The 26046-nt window shown below is 42.9% G+C and carries 24 protein-coding genes and 2 tRNA genes; 6 read left to right on the forward strand and 20 right to left on the reverse strand.

The features are described 5' to 3' along the window. Nucleotides 1-157: 157 nt before the first annotated feature. The 13 genes from flgL to Q4486_RS15035 all read right to left on the reverse strand — a co-directional run bounded on the left by flgL (nt 158) and on the right by Q4486_RS15035 (nt 13925). Nucleotides 158-1396 (reverse strand): flagellar hook-associated protein FlgL, encoded by a 1239-nt coding sequence (flgL, locus tag Q4486_RS14975; protein WP_303519979.1) that lies wholly within the window; start codon nt 1394-1396, stop codon nt 158-160. A gap of 11 nt (nt 1397-1407) precedes the next feature. Then, the gene (gene flgK, locus Q4486_RS14980) at nt 1408-3672 is read right to left on the reverse strand and encodes a flagellar hook-associated protein FlgK (protein ID WP_303519980.1); all 2265 of its coding nucleotides are present in this window, start codon (nt 3670-3672) and stop codon (nt 1408-1410) included. A gap of 80 nt (nt 3673-3752) precedes the next feature. Beyond that, entirely contained in the window at nt 3753-4796 is a 1044-nt protein-coding gene (gene flgJ / locus Q4486_RS14985; RefSeq protein ID WP_303419532.1) for a flagellar assembly peptidoglycan hydrolase FlgJ, read from the reverse strand. Next, complete coding sequence (locus Q4486_RS14990) at nt 4796-5884, reverse strand: flagellar basal body P-ring protein FlgI (RefSeq protein ID WP_303419529.1); 1089 nt, start codon at nt 5882-5884, stop codon at nt 4796-4798. The genes flgJ and Q4486_RS14990 overlap by 1 nt, the downstream gene beginning before the upstream one ends. A gap of 12 nt (nt 5885-5896) precedes the next feature. Further along, entirely contained in the window at nt 5897-6574 is a 678-nt protein-coding gene (flgH, locus tag Q4486_RS14995; RefSeq protein ID WP_303419526.1) for a flagellar basal body L-ring protein FlgH, read from the reverse strand. 25 nt (nt 6575-6599) lie between these two features. After that, nucleotides 6600-7385 carry a flagellar basal-body rod protein FlgG gene (gene flgG / locus Q4486_RS15000; RefSeq protein ID WP_303519981.1) on the reverse strand — a complete coding sequence of 262 codons (786 nt, stop codon included), beginning with the start codon at nt 7383-7385 and terminating at the stop codon, nt 6600-6602. A gap of 20 nt (nt 7386-7405) precedes the next feature. After that, nucleotides 7406-8149, reverse strand: coding sequence for a flagellar basal-body rod protein FlgF (gene flgF / locus Q4486_RS15005; protein ID WP_303419522.1), 744 nt, complete (start codon nt 8147-8149; stop codon nt 7406-7408). A 138-nt stretch (nt 8150-8287) separates the two neighbouring features. After that, on the reverse strand, nt 8288-10216 hold the full coding sequence (locus tag Q4486_RS15010) for a flagellar hook protein FlgE (protein WP_303519982.1): 1929 nt from the start codon (nt 10214-10216) through the stop codon (nt 8288-8290). A 10-nt stretch (nt 10217-10226) separates the two neighbouring features. Further along, nucleotides 10227-10925, reverse strand: coding sequence for a flagellar hook assembly protein FlgD (locus tag Q4486_RS15015; protein ID WP_303419517.1), 699 nt, complete (start codon nt 10923-10925; stop codon nt 10227-10229). 31 nt (nt 10926-10956) lie between these two features. After that, nucleotides 10957-11385, reverse strand: a complete 429-nt coding sequence (flgC, locus tag Q4486_RS15020; RefSeq protein WP_303519983.1) for a flagellar basal body rod protein FlgC — start codon at nt 11383-11385, stop codon at nt 10957-10959. A gap of 2 nt (nt 11386-11387) precedes the next feature. Then, the gene (gene flgB, locus Q4486_RS15025) at nt 11388-11783 is read right to left on the reverse strand and encodes a flagellar basal body rod protein FlgB (protein ID WP_303419509.1); all 396 of its coding nucleotides are present in this window, start codon (nt 11781-11783) and stop codon (nt 11388-11390) included. Between the two features lie 322 nt (nt 11784-12105). After that, nucleotides 12106-12954, reverse strand: coding sequence for a protein-glutamate O-methyltransferase CheR (locus Q4486_RS15030; RefSeq protein WP_303419507.1), 849 nt, complete (start codon nt 12952-12954; stop codon nt 12106-12108). Nucleotides 12955-12986: 32 nt separating this feature from the next. Next, the gene (locus Q4486_RS15035; RefSeq protein ID WP_303419504.1) at nt 12987-13925 is read right to left on the reverse strand and encodes a chemotaxis protein CheV; all 939 of its coding nucleotides are present in this window, start codon (nt 13923-13925) and stop codon (nt 12987-12989) included. An 83-nt stretch (nt 13926-14008) separates the two neighbouring features. On the opposite strand from Q4486_RS15035, the gene flgA reads away from it, so the two are divergent. From flgA to Q4486_RS15055, 4 genes are all read left to right on the forward strand, one after another. Then, the gene (gene flgA, locus Q4486_RS15040) at nt 14009-14704 is read left to right on the forward strand and encodes a flagellar basal body P-ring formation chaperone FlgA (RefSeq protein WP_303519985.1); all 696 of its coding nucleotides are present in this window, start codon (nt 14009-14011) and stop codon (nt 14702-14704) included. Between the two features lie 140 nt (nt 14705-14844). Then, entirely contained in the window at nt 14845-15156 is a 312-nt protein-coding gene (flgM, locus tag Q4486_RS15045; protein ID WP_067867153.1) for a flagellar biosynthesis anti-sigma factor FlgM, read from the forward strand. Between the two features lie 9 nt (nt 15157-15165). Continuing rightward, on the forward strand, nt 15166-15654 hold the full coding sequence (locus tag Q4486_RS15050) for a flagella synthesis protein FlgN (RefSeq protein WP_303419497.1): 489 nt from the start codon (nt 15166-15168) through the stop codon (nt 15652-15654). Nucleotides 15655-15733: 79 nt separating this feature from the next. Beyond that, a tRNA-Arg gene (locus tag Q4486_RS15055) sits at nt 15734-15810 on the forward strand. A gap of 475 nt (nt 15811-16285) precedes the next feature. Here Q4486_RS15055 and Q4486_RS15060 read toward each other — a convergent pair. Beyond that, nucleotides 16286-16747, reverse strand: coding sequence for a DUF4440 domain-containing protein (locus tag Q4486_RS15060; RefSeq protein WP_303519986.1), 462 nt, complete (start codon nt 16745-16747; stop codon nt 16286-16288). An 88-nt stretch (nt 16748-16835) separates the two neighbouring features. Here Q4486_RS15060 and Q4486_RS15065 point away from each other — a divergent pair, with 88 nt between their 5' ends. Further along, nucleotides 16836-17744: a LysR family transcriptional regulator gene (locus Q4486_RS15065; protein ID WP_303519987.1), complete on the forward strand. Its 909-nt coding sequence runs from the start codon at nt 16836-16838 to the stop codon at nt 17742-17744. Nucleotides 17745-17916: 172 nt separating this feature from the next. Here the strand turns inward: Q4486_RS15065 and Q4486_RS15070 are convergent, their stop codons facing one another. Continuing rightward, a complete protein-coding gene (locus Q4486_RS15070; protein WP_303519989.1) occupies nt 17917-19521 on the reverse strand; it encodes a tetratricopeptide repeat protein in 1605 nt (534 codons plus the stop codon). A 294-nt stretch (nt 19522-19815) separates the two neighbouring features. Between Q4486_RS15070 and Q4486_RS15075 the strand changes: the two genes are divergently transcribed. After that, the gene (locus tag Q4486_RS15075; RefSeq protein WP_303519990.1) at nt 19816-20739 is read left to right on the forward strand and encodes a histone deacetylase family protein; all 924 of its coding nucleotides are present in this window, start codon (nt 19816-19818) and stop codon (nt 20737-20739) included. 74 nt (nt 20740-20813) lie between these two features. Here Q4486_RS15075 and Q4486_RS15080 read toward each other — a convergent pair whose 3' ends face one another. The 5 genes from Q4486_RS15080 to Q4486_RS15100 form a co-directional block, all read right to left on the reverse strand. Then, nucleotides 20814-22115 (reverse strand): sodium ion-translocating decarboxylase subunit beta, encoded by a 1302-nt coding sequence (locus Q4486_RS15080; protein ID WP_303519991.1) that lies wholly within the window; start codon nt 22113-22115, stop codon nt 20814-20816. Nucleotides 22116-22124: 9 nt separating this feature from the next. Continuing rightward, nucleotides 22125-23906: a sodium-extruding oxaloacetate decarboxylase subunit alpha gene (gene oadA, locus Q4486_RS15085; RefSeq protein WP_303419479.1), complete on the reverse strand. Its 1782-nt coding sequence runs from the start codon at nt 23904-23906 to the stop codon at nt 22125-22127. 56 nt (nt 23907-23962) lie between these two features. Next, nucleotides 23963-24199 (reverse strand): OadG family protein, encoded by a 237-nt coding sequence (locus tag Q4486_RS15090; RefSeq protein ID WP_303419476.1) that lies wholly within the window; start codon nt 24197-24199, stop codon nt 23963-23965. A gap of 223 nt (nt 24200-24422) precedes the next feature. Next, nucleotides 24423-25889: a tRNA uracil 4-sulfurtransferase ThiI gene (thiI, locus tag Q4486_RS15095; protein WP_303519992.1), complete on the reverse strand. Its 1467-nt coding sequence runs from the start codon at nt 25887-25889 to the stop codon at nt 24423-24425. Nucleotides 25890-25969: 80 nt separating this feature from the next. Then, nucleotides 25970-26046 (reverse strand) — tRNA-Arg (locus Q4486_RS15100).

The raw sequence follows: 26046 nt of genomic DNA on the forward strand, positions 1-26046 counted from the left end.
ACCTAAGTTATAAGGCTTAACAAGGGAGAGAGGAGAGCTATAAATACGAGACTGACCGCTTAAGTGTAACAATATCCTTCAAATAACATTGCGCTGCACAATAAAAACAAAAAAGCCGACATTTTCATGTCGGCTTTAAGTCTTTCAAAAAACAGGTTTATAGATAATTAAATAAACTTAGATCTTTAATGGCCGCAAAGCTAGCGTAGGATGCTTCCAGTGCGGTTTCCTGCAATGTAAAAATACTAATGGCTTCGTTATAATCCATATCTTCGAATGAGGAACGCGCTTCTTCAGTAAAGAGAATATAATCCTCATTAACTAAAAGCTGCTGTTCCAAGGTATTTATGCGACCACCGATACTGGTACGTGCAGCAATATTTAGCTCTTCAATACCAGACAAATTCGTTAAGATTTGATCCATCTTGGTATTAAATAACTCTTTCCCACTTTCCGTTGTTAAATCTGCAGTGTCTAGCTGCTCTTTCAAATCCATTGCTGTATTAAGAATATTATGCTGATCGAAAACATCTAAGGTCGCAGTCCCTTCGTTAGCCCCACTAACATCAAGCTCAACGCCTGCAATAGTAAAGGTTGGCGCAGTAGGGTTAATGGGTTGATTCTGTAAAGGAACAGCCGGATCGTCTGCAGTAACAACTTGACCATTTTTATCAGTTACTGTCAGTAGGCCCGCTGCATCCACCGTCATAGTTAATGGCCCATGTGCAGCCATATATTCACCAAACGCTTCCGCATCACCACCATCAATATCTATATTCGAAACCATAGAAACGGTTTGTGTCAGATCGGCTTCTATGTAACCTGGCACCATAGGGACTGTTTCAAATATATCGAAACCAGAATCAGTCGAAGCAACTTTATTCTCAGGGCCTACCTGTAGGTAACGCTGGCCGTCATCGCCATTAAATTCATAACGACCATTACTTTCGTTATAGGTATAAGGTTCAGTAAAACCTTTATTTCCGGCAAAAAGATATTCACCTTGAACATCTTTAGTGTTCATCAGGCTGGATAAGGACTTAACGATCTCCCCAACTTCAGAGGCTATAGAACTACGATCACCATCACTTAATACGCCATTTTTACCTTGGATCGTTAACTCTTTAAGGCGGATGGAGAGATTATTAATCTGCTCGATGGTCGTTTCTTCAAGACTCAAACGTCGGTCAGCTACTTCGATATTCGCTGAAAACTGCTCTGTTCTAGCAATCTCTTTTTTGAATTTTTGAATCTGAGCAGACGCTAATGGATCATCTGAAGGCTGCAATACCCGCTTACCCGTTGATAGCTGCTGCTGTGTTTTAAATAATGCCGCAGAGCTGCTATTAAGGTTATCAATATTACTCAGAAAAATTTGCTGTGTAGAAATTCTCATGACCTATCTCCCTATACACTCTGCAGCAAGGTATCAAATATAGTTTGTGCAACTTGGATTAATTGAGCCGAGGCTTGATAAGCTTGCTGAAACTGAACCAGCTTAGCCGCCTCTTCATCTAAGTTAACACCCGATATACTTGAACGTTGCGCTATATTCGAATCAAGTACCGCTTTGCCTGCCTGGGCATTTAATTGCGCAACCGCGGCCTCAGTACCAACGCGCTCAACCGTTTGACCATATTTATCTTGATAAGATGCCCCTTCAATTGTTTTATAAAATTGAAGATCCGATAGAAGCAACGCATTACTGTTATCGGAAACACCATCGGTATTTGGCTGAACTGTAAAAACATCATTCACGTTAGGTTGATTCTTGATGGTAATCTCAAACCCTTCTAGCGCTATAGATTCTCCAGGATTGAAAGCACCAACGCTACGATCACCGTCCTCATCCGTCAGCTGGTAATACGCAACCTCTTCTGAATCATCGTGATCAATGGTAAATACATCACCATTCGCCACAGAGGCGATATCAACGGTAATACCAAACGAGGCAGAAAGATCTAGCTCTGAATCACCTATAGCCCCAACACCCGTTACGGCCGTAGCCGGTGAGCCAGAGTCTGTAACATTAAATGCGCCGCCAACCGCCGTAATGGTAACGGGATAAGTAATCGCTGACAGAACATCATAATCAGCTACCTGCACATTTGAAGCGGTACCTGTATTCGTCCCTGCATCAGTTGCTTCTAAAGGCGACAAGAAACTGACATTTAACGGTGGCGTTAACTGACTAACAACGGCAGATTGATCCGCATAGTCTTTATCAGTAATACTAACCGAGATATCACCGGTCCCTGTATTTGCTACATCATCAGTGGTCGATAGCGGCGATCCAAGTGCTAACTGACTCGCATCATTAATAACTGTATCTATCTCTGACGCAGCATTACGAGTCGGCTGAATTAAAAACTTATCGCCTTGAGAGAAGGACGTTGTTCCATCTAGCTGTAGGGTAAAACCATCAATTCTTAAAGTTAGGTCACCGGTAGCGGCATCTAAGTAATACTCACCATCTTCATCAACTTCAGATGCATTTGCTGGAGGGGTGCCATTAGAATTAAATTCATTTTCATCCCAACGAACCTCGTCATTCCCACGAATAAGCGTAAAAGTATCGTCGCTATTAAAGATTAACTCATATTCTGTCGCTTCGACTTTGCTAACATCATTGATAATCACCATACCTGTTGAGGATGATAAATTATCTCGTTCTGCCAGTACTCGGTTAGAAGCTGCTGTAGCATTATTAATGTCGGTAAACATCAAGCCACCAGCATTACCATCTAGGTCCATACCTTTTTGATGCTGCTCATTCATAGTGTCGGCAAAAACGAGAGCGATTCTACCCAGTTCATCTAAGGTTTCGTTTAACGTTGTATCACGGTAATCAAGCATGCCGCCGACTTTACCACCCGACACTTGACTGGTTATATCACCAACGTTATTACCTATTTGAATACCTAGATTTAGCTGGTTGCTATCTGCTGGGCTGGTCATGGTTGTTAATGTATTAGCTGATTGCCCAACAACTAAGGGCTCACCATTACCAACAAAAACACTGACTTCCTGAGAGTTACTATCTTCAATAATAGTAAACCCTATATATTCAGATAACTCCTCTAGCTTCATATCTCGTTGATCAAGCAACTCACTCGAGACACTGCCAGAAGCATTAGCTATACGTATATCGTCATTCAGCTCGGCAATGCTGTGTGCAAGCGTATTGATGGCAGCAACACTACTTTCTAACTGACCATTAATGGTCTCATTTTGACGACGAATATTGGCATCTAAATCATTAAACCGCTGCGTTAATGATTCTGCTTGTGCAATAAATAGCTCTCGGTTAGGTAAGCTAACAGGATCATCAACCGCCGTTTGCATTGCACCAAAATAATCATCCATAGCGGTTGAGATGCTTGTTACATCTGAGGCCAGAAGGTTATCAAGCTCATTGGCAAAATCTTCAAAAACATCGTAACTACTATAGGTAGAACTATCGGCCCAAATTTGACGATTTAAGAAAGCATCCGCCACTCGGTCAATATTATCTATAGTAACGCCACCTTGTCCTTCTCGTGCTTCAAACACAGGACGCTGACGTGTGTAACCCTCAGTATTTACATTACTGATATTCTGGCCGGTAACCGCAAGCGCAGTCTGGTTAGCCTGCAGGCTCTGCGTTCCTAATGTAAGTAAACCAAAAGACATATGTGACTCCTTTTGAAGTGCAATGCTACTTAACAAAGTAACGGTTAAGGAGAGCTAAGTAATAGCTTATCGGCTATTAGCTAAGTCTCTTTAGGAAAACCGCTTCGACTTGCAAGCAGATCACCCTCAAAAATATTTTTAATCTTTTCGGCATATTCAGGATCAGTTGCATACCCTGCTTCCTGTAATTTCCGGACATAATCATAAGGATTGCCGGCACTCTCTATTGCCATCTGGTAACGAGAGCTTCCTTTTAAAAAGCTGACATAATCCCTAAAACTATCTTCGTAGCTGTCATAGCTACGGAAGGATGCATTTTCACGCTGTGCTAAACCATCACGGTATTCCAAGGTCGACACTTGAGCACTTGCCCCGTCCCAACGCTGATCCGCTTTAATATTAAATAAGTTATTACTATTGCTACCATCTGACTGACGTACCATAAACTTCCCCCAGCCAGTCTCTAAAGCTGATTGGGCAAGAAGAACACGCGGGTCAACACCTAGCTCACCGGCTACTTTTTCAGCCAATGGCAGAAGTTTTTCTACAAACTCTTCTGGTGATTCAAAACGGTCGGGAAGATCTGCTTCAGTTTTACTAGAAACAGCATCCAGTTGTTTTTGAAAGACCTCTTTCACGGTGCTAATTTGCTCTTCCGTTAATGTCACACCCGGTGGGTTTTCTTTCCCTTCCGCTTTAGCAAGTAAAGCAGAAGCCGCAATAGAGGCAGCCTGATCAAATGCTTGATTAAGCCGGCGGCTATTTATATCCAAATCTTCTAACTCAACTTGGCGCTGAGTACTCTCAGTTTTACCACCTAACTGTCTGACTAAAACATCAGTAAGACCAATCCCTTTATTGCCTGACATCTCCATAGCAATCTGATTATCGTACATGCTCTGGTAGAGTTTACTCTGGCTACTATTCATGAAGTTATCTTCACCAAAAGCAGCATTAGCATCACGCATAGATTTAAGAAGCATATTGACGAACAGCTGCTCAAACTGCTGAGCGGCTAAACGTAACCCCTCATCACTATTAGTTCGGGCTTTAGCTTTTAGCTTTTGCAGCTCAGCCAGATCCGAATACAGCTGAGCATGACCACTGTCGCCAGTTTTAATCATTAGATAACCACCAATTCTGCTTTAAGTGCGCCCGCCTGTTTTAGGGCTTCTAAAATGGCCATTAAATCACCTGGCGCAGCACCGACACGGTTCACCGCATCCACAATATCTTGCAAGTTTGTACCCGGTGAGAATTCAAACATATGGCCTGAACCTTCATCCACTTCAATACCTGTACGCGGTGTCACTACAGTCACACCATCGCTGAGAGGATCTGGCTGATCCACATTAAGATCTTCAGCAATGGCTACCGTTAACCCACCGTGGGTGATGGCAACTGGCGAAACCCGTACATTCTGGCCAATAATAATGGTGCCTGTACGTGAGTTAATAACCACTTTGGCCGCATCCATTGCAGGCTCTACATTCAAGTTTTCTAGTACAGATAAGAAGGACACCCGCTGTGAAGGATCTCTAGGCGCACGTACACGAATAGACGTTGCATCCATTGATGCAGCCATACCCTCACCCAATAGATGATTGATCTGCTCAGCCACTCGACGTGATGTTGTAAAATCAGACTGGTGAAGGTTAAGAATTAAGCTATCACCTTGAGCAAATGCTGTAGGTACGGAACGCTCAACGGTTGCTCCATTAGGGATACGTCCAACACTAGGTACATTTAAAGACAACCTAGACCCATCAGCACCTTGAACACCAAACCCAGACACCACTAAATTACCTTGTGCTACCGCATAAACCTGACCATCAGCACCCTTTAACGGCGACATTAACAAACTACCGCCACGTAAGCTTTTAGCATCACCTAAAGCGGAAACAGTAATATCGATCTTTTGACCCGGTTTTGAAAACGCAGGTAGATCCGCATGAATAGCCACTGCTGCAATATTTTTAGACTTAGGGTCTGTGGAATTAGGAATAGCCACACCAAAGTTGTTTAACATGTTGCGAAATGTCTGTGAGGTAAATGAGGTTTTATCCCCTGTACCATCTAAACCAACGACTAAACCGTAACCTACCAACTGATTCGAGCGTACGCCTGAGATACTGACCATATCTTTTAGACGACTGGCTTCAGCGGTAATGCTAAGTAATAAACTAGCTATTAGAAGTAATGCAATTCTCATTATTCTATCCCCTTAGAAAGGCATTAACGCGCCGATAAAGAAGCGAGACATCCATCCCATAACATTAGAATCATTGACAGCCCCCGTTCCACTATAAGCAATACGCGCATCCGCTAATTTTGTTGATTCAACCGTATTATCCGACCCTATATCTTGTGGGCGAACCATACCGCTAATTCGAATATATTCATCACCCTGATTAAGGTTTAGCCACTTTTCACCTTTAACTATTAATACCCCGTTAGGCAAAACATCATGCACTGTAACGGTAATATTACCGGTTAAGTTGTTACTCATATCAGAGGTGCCTTCGCCCTCAAACGCAGTCGTAGTTGACGGCAACGTAAAACTAACCGGCTTACCCAGTGCCGTAACAGGTGAACCAAAGACAGTAGCTTGCTCTAAAGAGGTGGTACCCTCTTTATCAATCTCAGTTGTAGCGCTTTTTTGAGAGCTTGTACTCTCCTGCAAGGCAATGGTTAAGATGTCACCAACGCGATGCGCACGCCCATCTCCATACAAATTAATACTAGTAGCAGAGCTATAGATAGAACCATTAACTGGCTGTGCTTCCGTTAAACCTTGTGGACGAATAGGCGCATATTCAGGATTATTTGGTTGTACCTGTTTTTGCACACAACCGGTAAGCAATACACTGATAGCGACAAGCGCAAGGAGTACTTTGTTCATCTCAAAACCGCCTTTTATTATTCAATTAAAGCTGCTGACTCACGTAAGAAAGCATCTCATCTGCCGTAGAAATGACTTTAGAGTTCATCTCATAAGCTCGCTGAGTGGTAATCATATCCACCAGCTCTTGTACTGAATTTACGTTGGAACCTTCTAAGGTGCCTTGTATTAACTGTCCCGTACCATTCTCTCCAGGGTTACTAACAAGTGGCCCACCACTTGAAGCAGATTCTTGGTAAAGGTTTTGTCCTAAAGAAAGGAGCCCTTGGGGATTAACAAAATCAGCCAGTTCCAATTGACCTATTTCAGTCGGTTCAGAATCCCCCGCTACCGTAACTGAAACAATGCCATCGGTACTGATCGAAAAGTTAGTTACCTCCTCTGGCAATGTAATCGCTGGTTCCAGTTGATAACCTTCCGCTGAAACCAATTCACTATCAGAGTTAAGGTGTATCTGGCCATTACGGGTATAAGCCAAATCCCCATTAGGCAAAGTAACTTGCAGGAAGCCTCGGCCATTAATGGCCACATCAAAAGCCTCATCCGTTACCTCTAGGTCACCGGTACTAAACAGTTTTTGCGTACCAACCGTTCGAACACCTGAACCTATTTGCAACCCTGAAGGGAGTTGCGCCTCTTCTGCCGTTTGCGCACCCGGCTGGCGGCGAACCTGATACATTAAATCTTCAAATACAACCTGATCTCGTTTAAAGCCAACCGTTGAAACGTTTGCTAGGTTGTTAGATATCACCTTCAGGTTTGTGTCCTGAGCTGTCATACCTGTTTTAGCTACATTCAGTGCACCGTGCATCTATCTATCCTCGGTTGGTTCTATGAGAGCTTCAAAATGGATGTGGCAGCTTCGGAATTTTCTTCAGCTGTTTTCATCATTTTTATTTGCATTTCAAACTGACGGGAAGATGTAATAATCCCCGTCAACTCACTTACAGCATTGACGTTACTCGTCTCTAAATATCCAGCTCTAAGCCTGACATTCAAATCCGCTTCTAACGGGGCTTGAGCCCCAGTAGTCATTAAGCCATCAGTACCTTTAAATAAGGTTTTAGGGTCTGGGTTCACCAGTTTCAACTGATCTGCCACTAATAACTCGACCGCATTATCACCGACGGGACGAATGGTAATAATACCGTTCGTTGCAATATCAATATTTTCAAAAGGCGGCAAAGCGATAGGTATTCCGCCATTGCCCATCACCGGCAAACCACTGCCCGTGACCAGTTGATTAGCGGCATTCATCTGCAGAGAACCGGCACGGGTGTACCCTTCCGTGCCATCAGGTTTGAGTACAGTCAACCAACCATCACCCGCAATTGCCACATCCAACTTACGACCGGTATCAATCAGCGAGCCACTCGACATATCTGTAGCTGGACGCTCAGTTTGGGCATAAACACGTGAGGCATAACCCTCTCCAAACACTTGCATAGCGCGGGCTTGAGCAAGATCCGACTTAAAACCTGTTGTGTTGGCGTTAGCAAGGTTATTGGCATAAGACTGCTGCGCAAGCATATTTTCTCGCGCCCCACTCATTGCTAAATAAAGAACCTTATCCATCTATCACTTCCAGAATTTGGCGGCAAAACCGCGTTTATTTCTATGAATTTATTTTTCTCTAGTTATATAGATAGCAACACACGTGCCAAAAACGAAAAAAGGCCGCTAATGCGGCCTTTAATGAAGCAGATATAAACCTTATATCTGCAAAATATTCTGCGTCACTGTATTGAGTGTTTCCAAGGTTTTCGAGTTTGCCTGGAAGTTACGCTGCGCTTCGATCAAAGAAACCAATTCAGCTGAAAGATCAACGTTAGATTGCTCTAAAGCAGCCGATTGTAAGGTACCATTCAAGCCTGTACCTGGTGGATTCACAATCGCATCCCCTGAAGCGAGCGTTGAAGTCCACTCTGTATCACCGGAAGGTGATAAACCTGACTGGTTTTCAAACGTCGCTATAGCAACAACACCTAAGTCCTGAGTTTGACCATTGGAGAAGCTTGCAACCATCTCACCGGTGCCCGCAAACGTAACCCCGATCAAATCACCTTTAGTATAACCATCTTGAGTCGATGCTTTAACAATAGATGAGGACGCAAACTGAGTCGTATTAGCGATATCTAGATCAATCACAGTTGTCGAATCCGCTGGATCCGCACCGGTAATCGTAATCGTTGGCACAACAGAGCCAGCAGAGAACTGATCACCGTTAATACCCGTTAGCAAACCGTTAGATGGATTAAACTTAACTAAGATCGGTCCTGGTTCAGTTCCTGTACCCGTTTCACCTGGGTCCAGCTCTTTACCTATATCTAACTGCTCAGATCCATTTAAGTAAGCATACATTCTGTATACCCCCTCAAATGAATTATCACCGTTCTTCACAACCGCTGCATCAAAAGGTGCACCTGCAACAGCACCGGAGGTTTCGGTAATAGTGATCGCTTCAGCGGGTGTAATATCCCCTGATTCAGCTTTATAAGTCACTACCACTTCTTGGTTGACGTTATCGTAGATAACCGACTCTACACTTGGGTTTGCATCTAAGATCTTAGCTTCGCTTGCTGTTATCGCTTGGCCAATCTGATCAGCGGTAGAACCAATACCTAAAGTACCAATTGAAATTCCACCAACCTCAAGCACAACAGCTGCGGTCAAAGGTACTTCACCGCTATCAATTGCAAAAGTGTATGTCTCATTAGCATCAATTTCTTCAATCTCAGCCACTGCAGATGAACCTGTCACTTGCACTAAATCAGGTTCTGGGTATTCAGATTTAAACCGAAGCGTAATATCACCCGCCGCATTAATAACCACACTTCCGATTCGAGCATCACCCGTAACAGGATCCGTTAGATCACTAAAGAAAGCACCCGAAGAGATAACATCCCCAGCCGCATAGCCTGCAAGCTCAGTCATATGAGCTGCCGTTACCGTAACACCCGAGATAGTATCGCCAGCAGTCAAAGAGGTAATTTGTTGCTGAGCCTGCACGGGACGTGCTTCAGCCATGTTGATCTTAACGGTATGTTCATTACCTAAACTATCAAAGGTACGAACCGTTGTACTATAAGTAAAAGAACCCGGTTCATCTTTATCATAATCAGATAATAGCGTCGTAGAATCTTCTCGGGAATCGATATTGAATGAGAGATCAATCTCTTCCGTCGCTTTAGGCGGACTCTCTTTCTCCGTTACGGCTAAGTTACCAATCGGTAAACGATTACCCTCTTCATCTAAACCGTAACCCTGTAGGTATTTACCGGTTTTCGATACCATAAAGCCATCTTTATCTAGCTCAAATGCACCAGCACGGGTATAAGTTGTGCCGCCTTGGCCATCATCAAGCTGAAAGAAGCCTGAGCCATTGATCGCTAAATCAAGGTTGTTATTAGTAAACTCGACCGTACCTGCTTGGAAATCCTGAGCGATATCGGTAACGGTAACACCCGCACCGGCAACATTCGAAGAACCCGCACCGACAACTGCTGTTGCATAAATATCACCAAACTCCGTACGTGAAGATTTAAAGCCTACCGTACTCGCGTTCGCGATATTATTACCAGTTACATCAAGGTCTGTAGTTGCTGCCTTCAGACCGGTTACTGCTGTATTAAAACCTGCCATTATCCTGTCCTCACACGCCGATCTGTTTCACGTCGCTGACATCAAAAGAGCCTGCGTTCGTATTTACTTTCATACCGATACCATTCTCACCCAACGTCACGCTGTTGACTTGATAGGCAAGGTTCGTATCAATTGCACTGTATTCACCATCATCTAAACGCTCAACCGTGAATGTGTAATCCCCTGCTGGTAGCTCAGGATTACCATCCTCATCAAACGCCATCTGCCAAGCAAACTCATGCTCACCTTGCTCAACTGCTCCGAGCTGCATAGTGTCTACAAGAGAACCACTTGAGTTATAAACTTTGATACGCACGTCCGATGCACTTGTATCTAAATTAAACGAGCCATGGGCATATGGATTTGCCTGCGTACCCACTTCAGATGTATCGCCCGGAATATAAACAGATTGACCAACCATCGCTGAAGCCTGCAAAGCCGCTTGGCTTGATAACATCGACTGCGACATCGCATTGATCGATGTATTTAGCTGATTAATACTTTCTACCTGTGACATGGTAGCAATCTGTTGCATGAAGTCAGTCGTATCAGCAGGGCTTGAAGGGTCCTGGTTTTGCAACTGAGCAATCATTAACCGCATGAACATATCACTATCTTCATCCGTCTGACTCGTTGCAGTACTCGACGTCTGATTGGTCTGATTGATTTGTTCAAAGACGTTTTGATTTACGCCACTTACAGTACTCATGGCTATTTAGCCTCGCGTCTTAATTTGTTTATTACTGTCCAAGGCTGATGGTTTGTTGCAACATCTGCTTGGCCGTATTTAGAATTTCAGTATTAATTTGGAAGGAACGAGAAGCAGAGATCATATCTGCCATTTCCTCTACCACATTAACATTTGGGTAATAGATAAAACCTTGTTCATCCGCCATTGGATGCTCAGGGTTATACTCTTTGCGCAGCTCTGCTTGGCTTTCAACAATACCTAATACTTGTACGCCCTGACCTGCTGCAACCCCAAACTCATTATCAGCAAGTGGATCTGTTTGCTGCACCGAAAAAACAGGCTTACGTGCGCGGTAGGTTTCATCAATACTAGAACTGATACTTTCAGCATTTGCCATGTTACTTGCTGTAGTATTTAAGCGGATCGTTTGCGCATTCATCGCTGACCCTGCAATACCAAAAACATTACTCAAAGACATGACTATTCACCTTTAATCGCTGATTTCAGCCCTGTTATTTTTTTATTCAACAACTGGAAAGATGTCTGATAATCCAGTGCATTCTCAGTGTAACGAGCCATCTCTTGCTGAACTTCAACCGTATTACCGTCAACAGATGCCTGAGAAGGAATACGAAACATCATGTCAGCGGCAAGATCAGGACTTAATAACGTTGTTTGATGCTTAGGAGATGTTGCCGCCTGTTTAATTGTCATCTCAGATGCCTGATTTAAGATCTGAGAAAACTCTAAATCTTTTGCTTTAAAATTAGGCGTATCGGCATTAGCAATATTATTAGCCAGCACTTCTGCGCGACGTGCACGATATAATAGTGCATCATCATGTATCCCCAGCGCTGCATCAAAGCTAATTGCCATCAAACGATCTCCTTTATTGAATACGTTCTATTAAGCAATACACATACCAAAACAAAAAAATCTTTATTTAACAAATAGATATAAAAACACAGACTAATATCCGCTAAATTTACCGGCGAGAAACGGCAATATAAAACCTCTTCTTTGCCGCCCGGCAAACAAATAGAGATAAAAGCGGAAGGCGAAGGCGGAAAGCGGAAAGCGGAAAGCGGAAAGCGGAAAGCGGAAAGCGGAAAGCGGAAAGCGGAAAGCGGAAAGCGGAAAGCGGAAGATAACTAAACCGCAGAAAGAGATCTACGGCTTAATATAGATCGGATATCTATCAGATTGCTTGATAAATTATCCCAGGCTGACAATGAATCATCTGATATTTATCAGATAAACCTGACAAAAACTCTGATGCTCCCAAAATCAGATAACCTCCAGGTTTTAACACCGAATGCATCTTAGTTAGAATTTCAGTTTTTTTCTCACTGGAGAAGTAAATCAACACATTACGACAAAAAATAACATCGAACTGGCCCAGCGCAGAATACTGGCCTAACAGATTAATGCTTTGAAAACGCACACGCGCTTTAATATCAGGCTTAACAACCCAGCTACCACCGGCAGTCTCACTAAAATGCTGAACTAAGCGATCCTGAGAAAGCCCTCTACCAATCGCTAACATCTCATACTCACCACGTCGAGCTTGGGCTAATACCTGCGTAGATATATCGGTGGCAACAATCTCTTCTGATAACAACTTACCCGGAGTTTTCTTTTTAAACTCATCAAACGTCATGCTGATGGAATATGGTTCTTGTCCGGTAGAACATGCAGCCGACCAGATACGTATTTTTGAACCTGATCCACGACTTAATAGCTCAGGTAAAATACGATCTCTAAGAATATCAAACGGATGTACATCTCTAAACCATAACGTTTCATTCGTCGTCATCGCATCAATAACTTGCTCACGCAATTTCATTGAAGCGGGGCTCTGAAGTTTAGTAATCAGGTCTTTTAAACTAAGACAGTTTTGCTCTTGAACGATTTTGCCCAACCGGCTTTGAACTAGGTATTGCTTATGTTTAGCCAGCAATATACCGCTCGTCTCTTCAAGAAAGCGACTAAATAGTTCGAAATCAGAATCCGTAATAGCAAAACCAGCCCGAGGCGTAATACTCATGAAGAGTAGGCACTCCTATTCAACATGCGCTGCTACTTTGTTTCAACTTGATGAATACGTTGCACAACCGCTGTCGCCAAATCATCAGGGTTAAATTTGGCAAGAAAGCCATCAGCCCCAACTTTTTTAACCATTGATACGTTAAAACCACCGGATAGGGATGTATGTAAAACAACATGCATAGTTTTCATACGCTCATCATCACGGATCATAGAAGTTAAGGTATAACCGTCCATTTCAGGCATTTCTATATCTGAAATAACCATCAAAAAATGAGTCGTAACATCAATCCCACGATCGGCCAAATCACATAAGAAATCCCATGCCTGGCGACCATTATTACAAGCTGTAACTTTAATCCCTAGACCTTCCAAACTACGCTTCATTTGGTTACGCGCAACCGAAGAGTCATCAGTTATAAGTATCTGGTACTCTTTGGCCTTTTCACGAAGCTGATCATCAGCTACCTCTTTACTTACCTCTGTAGGCATAGGGTAAAGATCAGCAAGAATCTGCTCAACATCTAAGATCTCTATCAGTCGATCTTCGTGCTCAAAAATAGCTGTCAGATAGTTTTCTACACCTATTTCTGTTGGTGGAGCCATAATCTGATCCCACTGCGTATTCAGAATACGATCTACTTGGCGCACTAAAAATGCCAATGTACGACGATTGTACTCAGCGACAATCAAAAAACAGTCGCGACGTTGATCTTTAGGTACAGACTCACGCCCAATCGCTTCTGACAGATCCAATACAGGAATTGTCTCACCACGAATATGTGCCATCCCTTTAATCGCAGAAGTCTGTCTAGGGACCTCTGTAAGTTTTGGGCACTGTAAAACTTCTCGTACTTTAAACACATTAATGCCGTACTGCTGATCGCTTTCCAAAGCGAACAATAATAGTTCGAGCCTATTCTGGCCCACCATCTGAGTACGTAGGTTTACACTATCTAGGATACCTGACATGATCTAACAATCCCGTAGAGATTAAATCAATTCTATTTTTATATTACACACAAATACGCCACCCTGAATATTGATGACACAACGTGAATACTTATAATTTAACACGACTTTTCCTACTAACCACTTTTCTTTTGTCACCCTTACAGCTTTTTGCTGCTGGTGAAGCAGAAAAACTTGAGCAGTCGGCTGAACATTACCTCTATGAACACTACAGCAACATAGGGACTGGCACACGTGTAGAGATCAAACTTAACCCGATTAGCAGAAAAATCAAACTAAAAACCTGCTTAGCCCCTTATGAATTTCAAACACCAAAAGGCAGCGGCAGTCGCATCACCCTAAAAGCACGCTGCCCATCACCTCTTTGGCAGCTATTCATAACAGCAGAAGTAAAAGAATTTGATATAGCTGTGGTCACACAATCTAGTTTAGCCCGCGGAACCTATATCAGCATGCAAGATATAAAACTTAAAGAGGTTGAGATCACCTCCTTAAGATCGGTTTATTTTACCAAACTCCAAGACATTATAGGCTGGACAAATAAAAGAAGCATCGCCGCCGATACGATAATAACCACATCAATGCTCAAAGCACCTTTAGCTGTATCTAAAGGTGACGCGCTTATTATCGAAGCCAAGCTTAATGGTGTAAGCATCCGAACATCAGGTACTGCCCTCGAAAGCGGAACACTAGGAGAACAGATCAAAGTCAGAAATGACCGTTCAGGTGTGATGGTTAAAGCTAAAATAATCCAAGCGGGTTTAGTACAAGTCCCTTAGCCTCACTCCCAAGTAGATTGGCCATAATTCAACTGCTATACTACATTTATAACACCACAAGAAAATAATTTAATTTTTTCTTAAAGTTCTATTAAGAGCCGCCGATAAGCTTGTTCAGATACAGTACAGAGGACGGATAAATGATTAATGATCTCACGAGCCTGTCATCATCACAGACGGCAAGCACTCGTGCACGGACTAATGAGCAAGGTAACGCTGCCAAAAATGGCAACGGTGCAGTTGCCCAGCAGCCCCCGTCCAATAAAGGTGATACAGTCAATCTCAGCAATGCAGCACAGTTACTGCAGAATGTTGACAAGCAACTGTCTGACACACCTGATGTGGACAATGAACGTGTCGAGCGAATCAAACAGGAAATAGAAAGTGGTAGCTATCAGATTAACGCTGAACGCGTAGCTGAAAAGATGCTTAACTTTGATAACCTACTTTAAAGCAATGACATGACTGAGCAACAAATAACAGAACTTAATACCCTGCTAGAGCAGGGTATTTTGCTTTTAGAATCACTCAGCTCTATTTACGACAAAGAGCTTGAAGCTCTGAGCAGCAAAGACATCGATCGCTTGAGTGATACCACTCAGGAAAAAATGGCGCTGCTCAATAGCTTCCATAATTTCACCCTCGAACGCGTAGAATTACTGAAATCTTTCGGTTATAACATCGAAGCGGGTGATTATGGACTCCCCGGAGACACGGAAGAAGACAGCCCACTTTTATCGCAAGCAGCTGAACACTACGTGCTTATCAAGCAGTATTTGAAAGAGTTACAACATAAAAATAAGCGTAACGAGCAAGCGATTCACCGCAGTCAACAAAATGTAACCCAGTTACTAGCCATTGTGCGCGGACAGAAAAAACAGGATCAGCTCTACACTAAAGCAGGCAGCTCTGGACTTTATAAAGCTCAAAACAGGATAGGCAAAGCCTAAACCATCCTAATACCACGCCTAGCTAGTGACTCTTCATAGAATTAGCGCTAGAATCTCGCAGAATTTCACACCTACTTCAGTCCCAGTAGCTCAGTAGGATAGAGCGGTCCCCTCCTAAGGGACAGGCCAGGGGTTCGAATCCTCTCTGGGACACCATTCCTTTAAAATATCTTAAAAACAATAAGTTAAATAAAATTAACTTTTAAATGTCAGCTTATTTACCAATACAAACAAGCTGACCTATACGGTCGCATACGCCACATAAGACAGCATAATGCTTTAACACCACACATCTGAATCAACCTCAAAGCCGTCAAAACATATTCAGTACTACCACACTTCAGAATATTCTCCGATGCAATAAAACCGTATATTTTGACTAATTAAAGCGTGATTAAAACCTTAAAGCTCAGACACTTCCTGTGTAGGAATGATGATCTAAATTAATTTAGGCATAGGACTATAAATTTCATAAGATTATCGAGGCAAACCAACATCGTTCGTCCTTGAACCTTGGCATGAACAGGGTGAAATCTACTATTTAATACAACACTACCAATTCGCTACATGCAGTAAAATCTTTATAGATTACTTTTCACCCTTCTGACATATCGATTAGACAACCAAATAATTACTTACCCATGTTCCAACTATGTACTTGTAACTTCCACTCACCCGCTTCATTGAGCTTTGAAACCAAAGTCACTACACCACCAAAAGTTGGAATTACACCATCTTGTGCTTGCCCAGATGCTTGCCAATTCGAAACTTGATACAAAACATTACCTTCGCGTTCAATCTCAATTATTGAGATTTTATGGCTATGAACGCCACCATCAATAAATCCTTTAAATAGTTCAGCAATCGCTTGCTGCCCTTTTAAAACTTGACCATTACCTGGTGAGATCACTGCTTGCTCATTATAAAGTTGCGTAAGTGCAGAAAGGTCGCCTTTATTGAATAAGTCGTCCCATTTTTGATTAAGTTGCTCTGCTAACTGTCGATTATCAAGGTTAGATTCGGCAAAAGTTAAACCAGAAACAGATAAGATCACTGCAGCAATACAGCTTTTAACTAAAACTTGTATATTCATAATTATCCACATAAGTTGATTAAAAAAACTAAGTAGATATTATTATCTTCAGCAAACCCATATCAGTCCAATATGGAAATGTAATCATTTGATACCTAAATTATATCAATTCAACTTCGATTTACGCCAACTCCGTTATTTCTGGGTAATTGCCAATTGCTTGAGCTTTCGTAAAGCAGCCGAAGAGCTTCACGTGGCCCAACCAGCGCTATCTCGTCAAATAGCACAACTAGAAGAAAGCCTAAACTGCCAATTGTTTGATAGACAAAGAAGACAAATAAAACTCACCAATGCCGGTCAGTATTTATATGAATCCTTGCCAAGTATATTTGATCACATTAACACCATTACAATGCGAACTAACTCTATTGGTCATGGCAAAATAAATAAACTAAAGCTTGGTTATTCCAGTGCAGTCATGTCCGGCTTTCTACCCAGTATCATACAAAAATTGAATACTGAATTAACTAATTGCGAGTATGAATTTGTAGAAACAACATCAGATAAGTTAATTCGGAGCGTCATTGATGAAAGCCTAGATGCAGCGTTCATTTTGTACCGTCCTGACAATGAATTACTTGATACAATTCCTATCAAAGCCGATGAGACTGGGGTAGTTTTGCCCAATTTTCACCCTCTTACACAGAAAAGTGAAGTAACATTTAGCGACCTAATAGAAGAGACTTTAATTTTATTTCCACGAGATACCAACCCCACCCTGTACGATGAAATCATTGGTCAATGTCACAAAGCAGGGTTTAGCCCTAAGAAAATTATTGAAGCCACTCCTCGTTCAGTGGCCATTGCTATGGTCGCGGCAGGTCAAGGTATAGCAACGTTAGCCGCTCCACTAAAGCATACATGTGTCACAGGGACAGTGTTTAGACCATTACCCAAAGCAGAGCTAATGGTGAAATATAGCTGCATTTCATTGAAACAACGCAACAATCAATCGCTGGAGGTATTAAAAAACTATATTTTTTCTGATTTACAGTAGCGCTAAACGTTTATCGCCTTACTTTCAGATAACTGACCTCTACAGCATCCAATGACCTCCTAAGTCTGCGATAAACGCTCTTCTTACAGTCGCCCTATAATCATCTTATTCATGACCGCAGCTTCGGCATAGCAGCCTCGTAGTAATACGCTCCATTCTTATTTACAAAAAATTAGCGTATAAGGTTCCCCAAAGATCCATCAGGTATCTTATCTACCCCTTCTTCTAAGTAGTGTTGCAATCGGTGGTATTTATCTTTCTCAACGCCATCAGAAACCAATCGGCTCGATAATTTTAAATAACGCTCTACCATTTTTAAGCGCTCTGCGCGCTTATCTACGGTATCTCTCGCCGACTCAAGAAAAAGCTGAGCCAAGTTGAGCAACGCATTAACGTTAGTCGTGTCATACTCGGTCGCTAAACCAAAATATTTGAGGGCTTGAGGCATTTTACCTGAGAGGTAATGCTTAACACCTAAGCGATTCACTTTGACACTCATCTCAGGGTCATGTTTTTTACTGACCACTGGTGCTGCACGCTTCGTCTTCTCAGGCTCGATCAGCGGTACAGCATCACCCATTACATTGAGTAACTCACGTTCTAAGTTTAACGGTGTGGATAGCTCCGAATTAGCTCTCTGGGCATCACGTGTGCATTTATTTGCCGCTTCAGTGTCACCAAGTTGGTTATACAGCTCACTTTTCAGCAATGACGCTTTTACTTTTAACAGATGATCTTCAGGAAAGGTTTTATAAGCCTGTTCAATTATGCTTTCAAACTCATTATGAAGCCCTACTTCTGCGTTTCCTTCAGCAGCAGAGAGTTCTATTCGCTTTACATTTGCTAGGCGTAAATAAGGTTCTGGCGACTTATAACAACTATGCCGACCTAATGCGATCGACTTTTTATAAGCACCTCCAGCGAGGTCGAGCTTTTTCGTTTGAGTAGCTAAGCGCCCCAACTCCATTTGACGCGGAATACCTAATGGTGAGCGTTGAGTGGCTTCATTCACTGTTTCACAAGCTAACTCAAGATCACCATTTTTCTCATGACTAGAAGCCAAAAGGTCGTAAGCAACAATAAACAAAGGGTATTCACTAATCAGCTCATTTAACAATCGCTGCGCTTCTTCAATATTACCTTGCGCTAGAAGCGCCTGTGCCCAACACAAGCCCGCTTCTTTATCATGGCCTTTCCAATAGAGCTTTTCTGCAATTTTGGCAGCTTCCTGCGATTTACCAAACTGAGTTAATAAACGCGATAATATTAACTGTGCTTCATCATATTCGGCATCATAACTAGCAAAGTTATTTTTGCAGTAATTTATGGCCGTAGGGTAATCACCGATCTCAAGCGCATCATCAATAGGCTTAAAAATAGTTTTACGAAACAATATGCTATCTAATCGATGCTTAAGCTCATCAATAGAGAAAGGCTTCATAATAAGCTCGTCGGGGCGGCTATCAATTGCATGTAAAATGACTTCTTGCGACGAATCGCTGGTCATAAAAACCCAGCAGGCACTTGGTTTGATATAACCAAGATAGCGGCACTCTTCAAGAATCTGAATACCGGCCACACTATCATTTACATTATGGCCAAGCAGAATAACATCGTAGTTATTTTCGGATATTTCGGATAGAACTCGCTCATTAATAGTGATCGCTTTAAGGTTCACTACACCTAAGCTTCTTAGCATATAGAAGATTGTTGCACGCATGTTGCCACTACTTTCAATCAGCAACACTTGTTTGTCAGAATAATCTACCTTAGCCACTCAACCATCCGCGATAAAGTTACATATATGTATGCAGTATAAAAGCGGAGGCCTCAAGACAAAAGCCTTTACTGAAAACAAAAAAAAGCACCAAGCGTAGGGTGAAACACTTGGTGCCAAGACAGTTCTATGCTGTGTTGACTATCCTATAGGGAGAACAACTAAACGCGAATGACCCAGATCAAGAAAAACCGCTCCCACTAAGCGTAATCTGGGGGTATTGATACAATATGATGAGATCTTCATCTACAGGTTTCAGGTACACTACATAAAAACATATAAAAATAGATACTTATGACTACAGCATTTATCACACATGATGATTGTGGCTTACATAATATGGGGCCAGAGCATCCAGAGAGTCCTATTCGCCTTGTCGCCATTAAGAAAGTACTGGAAAAAACAGGGCTGATGCAAGAACTTGAACAGATTCAATCTGTTCACGTTCTCCCTGAGCAGATCCAATTAGCTCATGCCCATCTCCATCAAAAACGTTTAGAAATGAAACTTCCGGAACAAGGTATTATCTATACTGATGAAGATACTGCCCTATGCCCAGACTCATTACATGCGGCAAGCTTAGCAGCCGGATCAGCCATATTAGCCACAAACAGGGTAATTGCAGGCAAAGTTCAAAACGCATTCTGCGCTGTACGTCCGCCAGGGCATCATGCAGAGCATAATAATCCTATGGGATTCTGCTTTTACAACAATGCGGCAATTGCTGCCATGCATGCTTTACAGCAGCCAGATATAGAACGCGTGGCTATCTTTGATTTTGACGTCCATCAAGGAAACGGGACCGTTGATATATTTAAAGACAAGCCAGAAGTATTAGTGTGCTCGACCTTTCAGCACCCTTTCTATCCCAAACGCTATAGCGATATCCAGCGGGACAATATCATAAACTGCCCTATGGAAGCCCATAGTGATGGTATGGTATTCCGTAAATTGGTTGAATCAAGGTGGCTACCTGCGATACAAGCACATAAGCCCGATATGATCATCATCTCCGCAGGTTTTGATGCTCACCATGAAGACCCAATGGCAGATATAAAGCTAAATGAAGAGGATTATCGCTGGGTCACTCAATTTTTGATGGATGCGGCAAAGACTTATAGTAAGAACCGCATAGTATCTATTTTAGAGGGCGGTTATAACCCAATATCGCTCGCCTTTAGTGTACAAGCTCATATCGAAGTTCTGTCCGGACATTAAATCCAAGTTCAACAAAAAAGGCTGCCAATTGGCAGCCTTTTTTAATCACTTGCTTGTGTCGTCTTGAAATAAGCTTAACTTACAAACTTAATCATCACACCCGCAGCAACTGCAGATCCGATTACACCCGCTACGTTAGGCCCCATAGCATGCATCAACAGAAAGTTATGAGGGTTAGCCTCTAAACCTATCTTATTCGATACACGCGCAGCCATAGGAACCGCAGATACACCTGCCGAGCCTATAAGTGGGTTAATAGCATTACCGCCTGCCATTTTATTCATGATCTTAGCCATGATAACACCACAAGCAGTACCAATACCGAATGCAACAATACCTAAGCACAGAATACCTAGTGTCTGAAGATCTAAGAATTTATCCGCAGACAATTTAGACCCTACTGACAATCCCAAAAAGATTGTAACGATATTGATCAGTGCATTTTGTGCAGTATCGCTTAAACGATCCACTACACCACACTCGCGCATCAAGTTACCGAAACAGAACATACCCAATAATGGCGCAGCATCAGGCAGCAATAAGGCAACCAATACAAGCAACAAGATTGGGAAAAGAACCTTCTCAACCTTGCTCACGTGACGTAGCTGATGCATCGCAATTTTACGCTCTGCTTCTGTCGTCAATGCTTTCATTATTGGCGGCTGAATCAGAGGAACAAGCGCCATATAGGAGTATGCAGCTACCGCAATTGCACCAAGCAAGTGAGGAGCAAGCAAGCTCGTAACATAGATTGCTGTAGGTCCATCAGCACCACCGATGATACCTATAGCAGCGGCTTCCTGAATGTTAAAGTCCATAACACCCATCGCCGTTAGGCCAACAGCCCCTAATACAGTCGCAAAGATACCAAATTGCGCAGCAGCACCTAAGAACAGTGTTTTAGGGTTCGCCAACAAGGGACCAAAATCAGTCATCGCCCCTACGCCCATAAAGATCAGCAATGGTGCGGCACCCGAAGCAATAGCAACCGTGTAGAAGTTATACAACATCCCGTTGTTATAACCGCTATCTTGAGCCGCATAAACTGCAGCCGTATGCTCAGCAGCTGATGATCCATGATAAGCATGGAGAATCTCATGAGGGTCTGTACTAGCTATGTTGAGCGCACCCGCAAGCGAGTTCAACACTTCAGGTACAGCAAAATGCACTGCGTTTTCAACTGCAGAATAAGCAAGTCCCGCTTCAGGGATGTTTGCCATAATGCCGCCAAAACCGATAGGCACAAGTAACAAAGGCTCAAAATTCTTTCGGATGGCTAGAAACAATAGCAACAAGCCAACCAAAATCATGATGAACTGGCCGCCCGTGATATTGTAAATACCTGAGGCTGTAAACAGTTGGGTTAACTTTTCCATCAGAATACCTTAAGCCAGTGTCAGCAAGGAATCGCCAACCTGAACAGCGTCACCTTCGCTTACGTCGATAGTCACAATCGTACCTGCGCGTGCTGCACGTACTTCCGTTTCCATTTTCATCGCTTCTAGGATAACAAGTACATCACCCTCTTGAACCGCTTGACCTGCAGACACTTCAACTTTCCAAATATTACCCGCTAGCGGTGCTGGCACATCTTCACCTTCACCCGCTGGTGCAGGAGCAGCAGCTGGCGCAGCAGATGCAGGTGCTACAGCAGAGATATCTCCGCCTTCAGCCACTTGTACAACGTAGTTCTGACCGTTAACAGTGATTGTGTAAACTTCTGATCCAGATTTCTTAGGTGCAGACATCGCTAGTGCGTCCTCTAATGTAGGTACAGGTTCAAATGCATCAGGGTTATTACGATTTTCAAGGAATTTCAGGCCAATCTGTGGGAATAACGCATAGGTTAGAACATCATCAATCTCGTTCTCACCAGTCGTTAGGTTGATGCCTTTTTCAGTTGCTAGATTTTTCAACTCAGCAACCAATTTATCCATTTCGGGCTCAAGCAGATCCGCTGGACGACAGGTAATTTCTTCTCCGCCATCTAGAACACGGGCCTGAAGTTCTGCATTGTATGATGAAGGAGCTGCACCATACTCACCTTTAAGAATACCTTGAACTTCTTTAGAAATTGTTTTATAACGCTCGCCCATAAGGACGTTAATCACCGCTTGCGTACCTACGATTTGAGACGTTGGCGTTACTAGCGGAATCCAGCCTAGATCTTCACGTACTCGTGGAATCTCTGCCAATACATCATCAAACTTATCAGCAGCGCCTTGCTCTTTCAGCTGGCCTTCCATATTAGTCAACATGCCACCAGGCACTTGAGCAACAAGAATACGAGAGTCAGTACCGCGCAAAGAACCTTCAAATTTAGCGTACTTCTTCCGCACTTCACGGAAGTAAGCTGCTATCTCTTCAAGTTGAAGCAGATCAAGGCCTGTATCACGATCTGTACCAGCTAACGCAGCAACTACAGACTCTGTAGCTGTATGACCATAAGTCATCGACATAGAAGAGATCGCTGTATCAACACGGTCGATACCCGCTTCTACTGCCTTCAGGATTGTCATATCTGACAGACCTGATGTAGCGTGTGCGTGCAACTGAACTTCTAGATCAGTTTGCGCCTTAAGACGAGAAACCAGATCAAATGCATCATATGGCGTCAAGATACCTGACATATCTTTGATCGCTATAGAGTCAGCGCCTTTGTCTTCCAGCGTTTTAGCATATTCAACCCACATATCAGTGGTATGAACAGGGCTTTTCGTGAAAGAGATTGTGCCTTGAGCATGCTTACCAGTTGCCTTAACAGCTTTAATCGCTGTTTCAAGGTTACGTGGATCGTTCATCGCATCAAAGATACGGAACACATCAACACCGTTGGTTGCAGCACGCTCAACGAATTTATTTACAACATCATCAGCGTAATGACGGTAACCGAGTAGGTTCTGTCCACGCAGAAGCATCTGCTGTTTAGTATTTGGCATTGCCTGCTTTAGCAGACGGATACGCTCCCACGGATCTTCTCCGATAAAGCGAATACATGAGTCAAATGTTGCGCCGCCCCAGCTTTCTAGGGACCAAAAGCCTACTTTATCCAGCTTTTCCGCGATCGGCAGCATATCTTCAACTCGCATACGCGTAGCAAAAAGTGACTGATGTGCGTCACGTAGAACTACGTCGGTAATACCAAGTGGTTTCTTAGCGTCGGTCATGGGTAATGGCCTTCTGTCGATTAATGCAGATTATTCTTTATTTATCCGTTCTTTGTTTATGAACGGTATTTATGAACAGCAGCTGTCATTACAGCTATCAACTCATCATTACTAGCCGTAGCAGCTGTTGGTGCAGCTTTTTTTGCTTTCGGCTTAGCAGGTGCTTCTGGGAAATACTTGCTAACTACTTTTGACATTCCCGAAGTCGTGAATACCAACAAAGTTAGAAATACAAATACGAATCCCATACCAAAGGCCATTAATTCTAGGCCTTCTGATAGCAGATTTTCCATCTTATGGATGCTCCTGTACTTATCGAAACCCATTCGCTTAGTAAGCGACTTTTGATCCGTTTATAATTTATAAACGTTCACTAGCGAATGCACTGGTTGCAAATGGACCACAATTAAACCCGAAAAGTCTATTTCTGGCAATAAATTGAGGTCAAAATTCATCTAATTGACGGCATAATACCCAAAAACATAGGCACACTGCCGCTTAAACTAAAAAACGGCCCTATGATTCGGCTACACCTGGGCGGTACACTTTTACGTTACTAAAGCCCCGCTCTTGCATCTGAAGGGCATGCATCTGACTCATCACACCTTTCTCACAGTATAGTAGATAATCTTTGTCTTCAGAAAAGCCATCTGCCGCGGCGGATAGAGCAAAAAAGGGCACCAACTGAATTTCACATCCAGGAATATTCAAGGGTTTCTTTTCCTGTTCATGGGGCGCACGAATATCAACAACAACTTGATTAGCACCTACGTTGGTTAAGGCCTCAACTTCCGCATGAATATTTACGTCTTCAATAATCTCGTCGATACTAATAACCTGACGACGTTCCAAGGCCCTTTCTAACACCTCGTAGTCAAAATCTAACTCTTCTTTCTCGACTCGATCTTTCTTAGCGCAGGTCGTCGGACGATCAGAGATAACTCCACAATACTCAGGCATATTTTTCGCAAAATCATAAGCACCGATTTCACGCGTAATATCGATAATATCTTGCTTATCCATTGTTATCAGAGGCCTTACTACCAGCTTCTCTGTCGCAGCATCAATGATCGCCAAGTTAGGTAACGTCTGACTCGATACTTGGGCAATACTTTCGCCTGTTACTAAAGCATCGATCCCCATACGATCAGAGACCTTCTCACCTACTCTCATCATCATCCGTTTAAGGACAACACCCATATGAGAATGGTGCACAGATTGAAGAATCTCGCCTACAACTTCATCAAAAGGAACGGTAATAAATTTAACCCGCGCAGATGAGCCATAACGCTGCCATAAATATAGGGCCACTTGCTTTACGCCAATCTCATGCGCATGCCCACCCAAGTTAAAGAAAAGGAAATGGGTCTTACAGCCACGTCGCATTGACATGTAACTGGCAACAATAGAATCAAAACCACCTGAGATTAACGATAAGGTGGCCTCTTGAGTTCCTAACGGAAAACCGCCTAAACCTTTATAGATATTTGTAACTACATGCAGCTTGTCATTACGAATTTCTAAATCCACATAAAGATCAGGCTTATGTACATCGACTCCAAGCGCCTCTGAATGCTGATTTAAGCCGCCCCCTACATAACGCTCAACATCAATGGAACGGAACTCATGCTTGCCTGAGCGCTTCACACGCACCTTAAACGTTTTACCTCTCAGCTCATCAGCATAAATTGCGTGTGCTTTTTCGTATATATCGTGAAAATCACCCAATGGATACTCTGTCACTTCCACAAAACTATGAATACCCGGCGTACGCTGCATAATATCAACGACTTGCGCCACGATCTCGGCACTAGCCCCCTCACACACAACATCGAGCTTATCCCAGTGGCCGCGCACTTTAATCTGCTCGTCAACACGACGCATCATATTCTGCAGATTACTCTGTAATCGCTGAATCAAACGTTTGCGTACCGGACGGCTTTTAATAGTAATTTCTGGAAATAAACGAATAGAGAACTTCATAGCGGGGAGCTCAACAATATAAAGGAATATGAATGGTTATTATAAAACGAAGGGATATACATATACAGCTTAGGTTTAGATGGCGCGCCCGAGAGGATTCGAACCTCTGACCGCCTGGTTCGTAGCCAGGTACTCTATCCAGCTGAGCTACGGGCGC

It is taken from the genome of Neptuniibacter sp. 2_MG-2023 (assembly GCF_030547495.1).
In the GTDB taxonomy this organism is placed as follows: domain Bacteria; phylum Pseudomonadota; class Gammaproteobacteria; order Pseudomonadales; family Balneatricaceae; genus Neptuniibacter.